Source organism: Asaia sp. W19, from assembly GCF_003994335.1.
Taxonomy (GTDB): Bacteria; Pseudomonadota; Alphaproteobacteria; order Acetobacterales; family Acetobacteraceae; genus Asaia.
In genome coordinates this window covers 1-1,355 of record NZ_PNQZ01000197.1, presented here as the reverse complement: position 1 = coordinate 1,355, position 1,355 = coordinate 1, and the positions used below count along the sequence as shown (strand labels likewise).

The window sequence follows — 1,355 nt, the reverse complement described above, 5'->3', positions numbered from 1 at the left end:
CGCGCTGCCTGCCTGCGCCGTATCTCCCTCGGCGGCATAGGCGCGCCCGAGCCAGTAATAACCCCGGCTTTTCGTGATCAGGCTCGTCTGTCTCGACAGGGGGGTAAAGGCCTCGCGCGCCTGGGACGGGTTTTTGAGAAAGCGCAGGTCGATCCAGCCGCGCAGGAAGCGTGCTTCAAGACTGGCCGTGATCGGGGGGGCAAGGGTCGCATCATCTGCAAGACTGCGCGCCTGGGGGACGTTGCCCTGCATCAGAAACGCTCGGGCGAGCCCAAGGCGTTCGGTCGTCCAGTCGGCGGAAGGTGCGGCTTTCTGGGCGGCGAAACCCGTTGACTGCCAGAGGGCATAGGCACCGGCAAGATCGCCGGCGCGGCGCATCTGCCGAAGGCGCGCCAGAAGGACCTGTGGGTCGGATTGAAGAGAGGGGGGCAGCGAGACGAACTGCACCTCTGCATCAGCAGCGTTCGAGGCGAGAGCGATCAGTGCGCTCGCCAGCGCCTGCTTCTGGGGAGCGAGCAGGGGCACCTGACGAGTAGCGGCCGAGAATTGCCGCGTACGAAGCTGACGCTGGAAGCGCGCCCAGTGATCGTCCGGGGTGAGGGCCGCGCTGTATTCGGCAAGGATCAGGCTCGAATCCGTTTCCCTGTCGGCACCATTGCGCCAGATGCGCCTTGCCTGACTGGCTGCGTCCGGAAGAAGGGAGGCACAGCGGATGAAGGCCTGGACGTTTGTGAGTGGCTCACGGGGGCAAAGCTTAGGCAGCTCGGCGTCACTGGCGCGTGTGGCAAGGGCTGCCTGGTAGCGGGCCACCATCGTACCCCGCTCGGGCCAGGCGGGAGTGATATCGAGAAAATCGGCATAGGCGCGTGCCGAAGGGGGCGTGCTCGCCTCCACAAGAGCCAGCCACATATCGAGCCTGCTCGCGACGTTGTCGAAGCGTGTCGGGACTGCCGGGGTCAGAGCGTCCTGCGGAGTATCGGCAGTGCCCAACGTCTCGCTTGAGGGCGCGGTGGCTTCTGGTTCCTGCGCGTGGGAAGAGCATCCGCCGAGAAGAAGAAAGGTGCCAGCGAGGAGAAGAGACTTAACCCGCAACATGATGGACCACCTCGATACTCCCCTTATAGATCAGCTCGCATGCCACGAAGGCGACGATCGCAAGACCCAACCACGCGATCCAGCGATAGCGCTCGAGCAATCGGGCCACCAGAGTGGCGGCAACCCCCATGAGCACGACCGAAAAGGCGAGACCAGTCACAAGCACGTAAGGATGCCCGAGTGACGCCCCCGCAACGGCGAGGGCATTATCGAGGCCCATGGACAGATCCGCGAGGRTGATCCGGAAGATTGCCTGGCCC

1 protein-coding gene and 1 pseudogene are annotated in these 1,355 nt (G+C 64.5%); both read right to left on the bottom strand.

Annotated elements, in window-relative coordinates:
• A pseudogene (locus tag C0V97_RS17955) lies at window positions 1–1,095 on the bottom strand (hypothetical protein); the annotation flags it as partial.
• Window positions 1,082–1,355, bottom strand: a 274-nt coding sequence (locus tag C0V97_RS17950; RefSeq protein WP_408860503.1) for a TerC family protein, incomplete at its 5' end; no start/stop codon positions are given. The pseudogene C0V97_RS17955 and the gene C0V97_RS17950, both read right to left, overlap by 14 nt.